Source organism: Epilithonimonas mollis (assembly GCF_900142325.1).
GTDB lineage: Bacteria > Bacteroidota > Bacteroidia > Flavobacteriales > Weeksellaceae > Epilithonimonas > Epilithonimonas mollis.
Genome location: NZ_FRAM01000002.1, coordinates 1053516 through 1061716, shown reverse-complemented (window position 1 = coordinate 1061716; position 8201 = coordinate 1053516). Strand labels below are relative to the sequence as shown.

General features: G+C 36.7%; 4 protein-coding genes. All 4 read left to right on the top strand.

Annotated elements, in window-relative coordinates; all coding sequences use genetic code 11:
• Positions 1 to 1059: 1059 nt before the first annotated feature.
• The 4 genes from BUA97_RS12335 to BUA97_RS12320 all read left to right on the top strand — a co-directional run bounded on the left by BUA97_RS12335 (position 1060) and on the right by BUA97_RS12320 (position 8145).
• A complete protein-coding gene (locus BUA97_RS12335; protein ID WP_072998501.1) occupies positions 1060 to 4182 on the top strand; it encodes a glycoside hydrolase family 2 TIM barrel-domain containing protein in 3123 nt (1040 codons plus the stop codon).
• A gap of 50 nt (positions 4183 to 4232) precedes the next feature.
• Entirely contained in the window at positions 4233 to 5585 is a 1353-nt protein-coding gene (locus BUA97_RS12330) for an Ig-like domain-containing protein (protein ID WP_072998660.1), read from the top strand.
• A gap of 45 nt (positions 5586 to 5630) precedes the next feature.
• Positions 5631 to 6476, top strand: coding sequence for a glycoside hydrolase family 16 protein (locus BUA97_RS12325; RefSeq protein WP_072998499.1), 846 nt, complete (start codon positions 5631 to 5633; stop codon positions 6474 to 6476).
• 97 nt (positions 6477 to 6573) lie between these two features.
• Positions 6574 to 8145, top strand: coding sequence for a T9SS type A sorting domain-containing protein (locus BUA97_RS12320; RefSeq protein WP_072998497.1), 1572 nt, complete (start codon positions 6574 to 6576; stop codon positions 8143 to 8145).
• The last annotated feature ends 56 nt before the right edge of the window (positions 8146 to 8201 follow it).

Here is an 8201-nt window from a genome sequence, read left to right as displayed (position 1 = left end):
CCTGCAATCAGACAAAAAATGGAACAAGCCTATGTAACCTCCTCAAGAATGGAATATAAATTCTGGGATGCAGCTTATAATTTAAAAAAATGGATATAGATATGAACCGCGTAGAATCTATAATTTTCAATACAGATGGGGCTTTATCGATTCTGAAAATCTCTGAAAACAGGCATAATTAGAGGTATTTACTTCTTAGGAGTGAATGTAAGTGAGGAAGATTGTGTCTTTACAGCATCAATTACCACTTCCCAAGTCACTAAAATCTGGTTTGATTAATTTCCATAGCAACACATCTTTTCTCGACGTTGAATCCCTGTCATCGATAGGGATGTCGAGTTGATTAACTCTACAGAGTATCATATAGAAAATATAAAGCTTGTAATCACTCATCTGACATCTCAAAACTATAAATTAGGATCACAGTATTTCTTTTGACAGCTATTCAATGAATTTCAATAACAAGAGACGTTTCGGTGAAATCTATTAAAAAAATTTATGAGAACATTTACAAAATGGCTTGTTATAAACAAATTCACTAAAACATTTGCTTAATCAATCTCATAAGCCGTTTACATTACAAAATGGCAATGAAATACTTCATTGTAGAGAGACTTGGTTATAATAAAATGTAACTGTAATTAATGAAAAGTACTTAATTAACTGATCTTAATAATTCCATTTACATTAAAAATTCTTTTTGCTAAACTAAAGTATATTACTGCCTAGATAAAAAATTGAGCTTACCATCAATTTTAGGTTAATTATCAGATCTTAAAATTTATCATTTCTATTCCTTGATCGAGCCAAAATATTTCACCCCCGGTATTTCTATGATTATATTGGTATGAAAGAAAACATTATTATAGTTTCAACACTTTCAAAATACAGTATATAAAATATTGACCTTAAACAAGTTAAGCTTAAAATCATTAACATATTTTAAATGAGAGTTATCTAAATGCCAACTGTATATCAATTGTATATATAGCTTTTTATCGATTTTTCTAACTGATAATTTACATTTACCACAGCCCTAAGCAGATAAAAACTTAATATATGGAAAAGAGAATTGTACTACTGCTATTTTTTATTTTAACCTATTCGATCCATGCACAATCATTTCAGGTAAAAATTTCCAATGAAAATGATCAGCAAACACTTTTGATAGATGGCAAGCCTTTGATGATTAATGGTATTAATTGGGACTATTTTCCAATCGGAACCAATTACAATTATTCCATCTGGAACCAGAAAGATGAAACTATAAAAGCTGCCCTAGACAGCGATATGTCTTTACTGAAAAACATGGGAGTCAATACAATAAGAGTTACAACATTGATTCCGAAAAAGTGGATAACCTATATATATGAGAATTACAGCATTTATACGATGCTGAATCATTCATTTGGCCGATATGGATGTACAATTGATGGCCATTGGGTTCCCAATACTAATTATTCTGATCCTGCAACGCAAAAATTTCTTATAAAAGAAGTTAAAGATATGGTTGATCAATATAAAAATACGCCCGGGCTTCTTCTTTATCTTATCGGTAATGAAAATAATTACGGATTATTTTGGGATGGAGCAGAAACAGAAAATATACCCGTAGAAGATCGAAAATCAACATCAAGAGCAAAAGCTATGTACAAACTTTTCAATGATGCAGCTCTGGAAATGAAATCATTAGATCCAAATCATCCTGTTGCTTTGTGCAACGGTGATCTATTATTCTTAGATATTATTGCCAAAGAATGTACAGATGTAGATATCTTCGGAACTAACGTGTATAGAGGTGTTTCTTTCGGAGATATTTTTCAAAGAGTAAAAAATGAATACGGAAAACCCGTTCTTTTTACAGAATTCGGTGCAGACGCTTTCAATGAACTCACACAACAGGAAGATCAGGGAGCGCAAGCCTATTATCTACTCGGAAACTGGCAGGAAATTTATGAAAATGCTGCTGGGATGAATAAAACAGGAAATGCGATTGGCGGTTTTACATTTCAATTCAACGATGGTTGGTGGAAATACAAACAAAACGAAAATCTTGACATACATGACACCAATGCTTCTTGGAGCAACGCTGCTTATATCAAGGATTACAAAAAAGGATCTAACAATATGAATGAAGAATGGTTCGGAATCTGCGCCAAAGGTAACCCCGATATTAATGGTATTTATCAAAACTATCCGCGGTCAGCCTATTATGCTTTGAAAGAAGTTCACAAATTCAATCCTTATGAGCATAACAAAGCAGCAACTGTTAAAAACTTTTTTGATACCATTAATATTACAGACGCCAAACTAAGAGCAAGGGGTGACGAAGCTGCTTTAAAATCGGAAAGTAATGATAAAATTCGTCTTAGTAATTTGCGGGCAGAATTCACAACTTTTAATACCGGAGGGAGTCTAATAACAACCCCGAAAGACAAATCAGATAGTTATACAACTTTTCCAAACCAAAAAGGCTTCGATCATTTGCAATCATATTACATAGGTGTGGAAGGAAATCCTACTTCAAATATGAGAGCTAAAGTGAATGTTAATATTCTTGGACACGTAGCAGAAAATCCAATAGATCAAATATTTTATGAAAACAGAGGAAGAACTGTAGAAGTAATTAATGCTGATGGTGCAACTACAACCATGCAGGATCTGAATAGAATACAGATATACAGCGCAAGCTATCAATGGAATGAAAAGTGGTTCGATCTGGACGGATTTTACAGAACCGGACACTACCACTGGGGATATGAAGGGGATATTTTCGGATTATATCCAGAAGCCAATTATGGTGCAAACATGGACATTTACAATGGAGAAGCTCCCTTCGGATTCGAATTTACTGGAAAAAAAGATATTCATGGCTTAAAGATCGCTTTTGGTCCAGAATTATGGTGGGGTGCCAATCCCGCTGTTTTGGTAAAATACTCTAAAAAAGTTGGAAAATTCGATCTGACAGGAATTTACCACGAAGACATAGATCAAAGAGGAACGACAGAGAGTTCATTTGCAATTCCTCAACCACAAACAAGGAGAGTCACACTGGCAATTCAAAGAAAAATTGGGGAAATCAGTTTTGATTTAGGAGGAATCTGGGCTGGGCAACCTTTGAACGGAAGAAATTTTCAATTGTACAGAGATGGAAATGTATATCAAGATCAAATCAACTCCAAGGATAACTGGGGTGGAAAAGTGAAGTTTTCCTATGCTGGCGGGAAATTCAACTGGTATTTACAAGGTGCTTTAATGGGATTAGTAGCCAATGGTGGTGCCGACTACACTCAGACCTTTACGGGATGGAGACTAAAAGACAGTGGTAGTGGAAATCAATACAATATACTGTCGGGGTTCACTTATAATATTGGCAATCTGCAAATCGCACCAAATTTCCTTTGGCAAAAACCTATTGAAGGACCGATTCCAATGAATGTTCCAAATCCCGGCAGACCAAGAAATATTTTAGAAGATCCTTTTGCTGTAAGGGCTAACCGGGAACAAACCAGCGGTGAGATCTTACTGACTTATGATCCTACTCCTGCCACTTGGATGCACAGTTGGGATAGCGACAAAACAGAGGATGCTCCATTCGCTGTCAGTGCCGGATTTGTATACAGACACCTCCCGACAACTCAGGATGCAGCAATTGGTATTTTACCAGATGGCCGAACGACTTTCGCTTTTCCGGGAGCCGCTCCCGCTAAAGATTTGTGGGAAGCAAATACAAGAATAGTTTCAAAAATAAATAACGATTTAGGAATCATTGCTAATCTATATGGTGGAACGGCACAGGCAAACGGAAGTGACGCAAGAACTATAGAAAGATTTGGGATAGACTTAAGAGCCATTTATAAAAAAGTAAAATTCGTCTCTGCTTTTAAATTAAATGATTGGGGACCATATGATTACCACAGGGATTACAATTTAACATTCCCAATGCAGATTATTGGTGATTTATCTTTTGAAATAGGAAAGCCGGAATGGTGGATTCTTCCGGGAACCAGAATCGGTATAAGAGGTACATACAGAACACTCGACCAATACTCACCAAGATATGCGCCTATTTATAATATTGATGCTGCAGGTAATTGGGTTGCAGATCCAACAGCTATTGGCTTCCCTCACGGGAACGAATGGGAAATCAGAACATACATTCACATTAACATTGGTAAATAATTATTAAGATGGAAAACAATTACAGACCTAAATTTATTAAATGTGCGATAATGCTATCAATGTTATTGGTATTAGGATGCGAAAGAGAGATTAACGATTTGGAGCAGGCACAATATTCTAATAACCCTGCGGTTTTCATAGATGGTTTCAGTACTGGGCTTAATTATTCGTCATTCGGCGGTGCCAATTCAAAAGCATTTGATGTAGACACGCAAACCAAATACTCAGGAAGCACTTCTATGAAATTTGAAGTCCCGGATTACGGAAGCCCTGAAGGAGCATATGCAGGTGGCGCATTCTACACTACTGTCGGAAGGAATTTAACTGATTATAATGCCCTTACATTCTGGATCAAAGCAACTCAGCCAGCCAATATAGATGTTTTGGGCTTTGGTAACGATTTAGGAGAAAACAAATATGAAACTTCTATTTCCGGTCTTGCTGTTAATACAAACTGGAAAAAAGTAATTATCCCAATTGCAGATCCCTCAAGACTAAAAACAGAAAGAGGAATGTTCTTCTATTCTGAAGGTCCCGAAAACAATAAGGGTTATACTTTCTGGATAGACGAGGTGAAATTTGAAAAACTTGGAACAATACAGTTTCAGTCTGCTTTAATCTTGAACGGGCTGGACGAAACTGTAACTTCTTTTGTAGGGGTCAACCATAAAATAGATAGAATTTCTGCCAAGTTCAGTCTTCCGAATGGAAGCGGTCAGTCTGTTAATCTTACGCCGTATTATTACACGTTTTCTTCTTCTAATCCATCTGTTGCAACAGTTGATGGTTTAGGAAATGTGAAAACAACCGGTGCTGGTGCTGCCGTAATTACTGCAACTTTAGGTAACGAGACAGCGTTGGGAAGTTTAAGTATCAATTCTACAGGAAACTATCTGCATGCTCCCAAACCTAAGCACGACCCTGCTAAAGTAGTTTCATTGTACAGTGACCTGTACACTAATGTACCTGTCGATTATTACAATGGATATTGGCAACCTTATCAGACAACGCAATCCGATGATTTTGTTGTAGAGGATGACCATGTTTTGAATTATACCAATTTCAATTTTGTGGGAATACAGACAAGTGCTCCAACGGTAAATGTTTCCTCTATGACACATCTTTATATGAATATTTATTTACCGAAACCTATACAAAACGGAGCCAAATTCAAGATTCAGGTTGTGGACTTCGGCGCTGATGGCGTTTATGGTGGAACAGATGACAAAACAGGAGAAATTACTTATACAACTCCAACACTGCAAGGTCAGAACTGGATTAGTATCGATATTCCACTTTCTTCATTGTCAGGATTGACCACCAAATCACATATAGGGCAACTTATTTTTGAAGGAACCAACATTCCAAATTTTTATGCCGACAATATCTACTTCCATCAATAATAATAATAATAATAATAATAATAATAATAATACAAATTAAAGATTATGCAATTTTTAAATAAAAGAAATATTAAGAGAATTATTCGTATAGGATGCTTAATTGTATTGATTTTTCCATTGTCAGGTTGTGATGAAGATGCGGAACAGAGGTTACCCGAAAGAAATTGGGAACTGATATGGAGTGATGATTTTAATGGTGCAAAAGGAGCAAGTCCTGATGCTTCAAAATGGAATTATGATATTGGAAAAGGAACAGATGGATGGGGAAATCAAGAACTTCAGTACTACACAGATCGCCCCGAAAATGTAATGCTGGATGGAAAAGGAAACCTTGTTATTACTGCAAAAAAAGAGAATTACTCCGGATCTTCGTATACGTCTGGGAGAATCAAGACACAAGGTCTATTCGCTCAGAAATATGGAAAAATAGAATCCCGGATAAAAACACCTTCCGGGCCTGGTATTTGGCCGGCTTTCTGGATGCTAGGAGACAATATAAACACAACCCCCTGGCCTGCTTGCGGAGAGGTTGACATTATGGAACTAAAAGGTCATACCCCTAATGTGGTACACAGCACACTACATGGTCCGGGATACTCCGCCGGTAGTGCTCTTACGAAATCTTATGGACTTCAGAATTCTAGATTCGATCAGGGTTATCACATTTTCGGAATGGAATGGAAAGAAAATCAAATTGATTTTTTTGTAGACGGATATTTATATCACCGTGAAAAATCGACTGATACATCGAAAGATTGGGTTTTTAACCATTCTTTCTTCCTGATTATGAATATTGCCGTTGGAGGGAACTTCGTGGGATTCCCGACAGACTCTACATTATTTCCCCAGCAGATGTATATAGATTACATTCGGGTTTATAAGGCAAAATAATTTAAATATTAGTTTAAGCAATCAACCAAACCATTTCATTAATACGATTAAACTACTCTAAATTCTAACAATATTAATTTATACTAAATTCAAAAAAATGAAAAACCTATCTATTTTTATGATGCTTTTTGCATTCGTATTTGGTTATACACAACCATCTACCAATGCACCAACGCCAACCCTCGCTCCATCGAATGTTATTTCAGTTTTTAGCGATACGTATAACAATGTTGCCACAAACTATAATCCGAATTGGGGTCAATCAGGAACTGTTAATCCAACTTTTGAAGCAGTTCCCGGCTCTGGCAATGATGTTCTGGCCTACACCAATTTCAATTATCAGGGAACAGAACTTAACAAGCAAGATGTCTCTTTAATGGAATATCTTCACGTAGACGTATGGGTTCCTGCCGGGACTTCAAGATTGCTTAAAATCTCTCCGATTAATAACGGAAGTGGGGCCGGAGAATTCCTGGTAGTTGTACCTCTTACACCAGGAAGCTGGAACAGTGTGGATCTACCAAAATCAAGTTTTACAGGAATGACCTGGAACAGCGTTTTCCAAATGAAATTTGACGGACAGTTCAATGCAGACGGAAGTGCTAACACCAGTGGTTGGGATGTTTATTTAGATAATATTTATTTTTGGAAACCCCTTTCTACACAAGATGCTACTTTAAGCGATTTGAGGGTAAGCGGAACAACAATTTCTGGATTTTCATCGGGAACATTATCTTATACTTATGATGTACAACCAGGGACAACTTCTATCCCTACTGTTACAGCAACAGCAACACAGTCATCTTCTAATGTGTCGGTTACGCAAGCATCCTCTATTCCGGGAGAAGCAAGTGTTTTGGTTACCGCCGAGGACGGAACAACTACCAAAACCTATAAAGTTCAGTTTGTAGAGATTGCTGCTCCATTAACAGCCGCTCCTACGCCTCCCGGAAGAGCTCCGTCTGATGTAATTTCTATATTTAGCGACACATATGCCAATATTTCGTCCACGAAAAATCCTTTTGGTGACGCAAAAATTACAGATCTCACTATTGCAGGAAACAATACTACAAGATTAACATTTACTAACCCTGGATCTGGCTATCAATATATTACGGAATCAAAAGACCTTTCTGACTTTAGTAATATGCATATTGATGTATGGGTTGCTGGACCAACAGAGCCGGGACAAGTGATACAACTGATCGTACAAAACTTTAATGAAGACGGATCTTTCTCCAATAACCTTATTTATAATATAGACCTCGCGACCGCTGGTACAGGAAACTGGTATTCTGCAGACATTCTTTTTACAGATTTCACAGCAGGCAATAGAAATAACATCAAGCAGTTTCAGGTTGTTGGCGCTGGTCCATCTGCTTTTGGACCAACTTATATAGACAATATTTATTTCCATAATAATAAGCTGTCTGTATCAGTTACAAATAAAGCTACACTGCGGTTTTATCCAAACCCTGTTACTTCAGGTGAAAATATTTATGTAAGTGCTAAAGTTCAAAGTTTGGATATTTACAATTTAACCGGACAGAAAGTAAAGTCTTCTACTACACAAAACATCAGCTCAACAGGGCTTGCAAAAGGACTCTATATTCTTAAAGCAATCTCCGAAAACGGAAAAACAACATCTTCTAAACTGATTGTTAAATAATCTGAATTTTAATTGAAGGTTGTCTTACGGGACAGCCTTCAATTATCTTAAAGATG

Bases quoted from the DNA above. Each gene is read 5' to 3' on its own strand.
- BUA97_RS12325 (WP_072998499.1), top strand. From the start codon at position 5,631: ATGCAATTTTTAAATAAAAGAAATATTAAGAGAATTATTCGTATAGGA.
- BUA97_RS12335 (WP_072998501.1), top strand. From the start codon at position 1,060: ATGGAAAAGAGAATTGTACTACTGCTATTTTTTATTTTAACCTATTCG.
- BUA97_RS12320 (WP_072998497.1), top strand. From the start codon at position 6,574: ATGAAAAACCTATCTATTTTTATGATGCTTTTTGCATTCGTATTTGGT.
- BUA97_RS12330 (WP_072998660.1), top strand. From the start codon at position 4,233: ATGCTATCAATGTTATTGGTATTAGGATGCGAAAGAGAGATTAACGAT.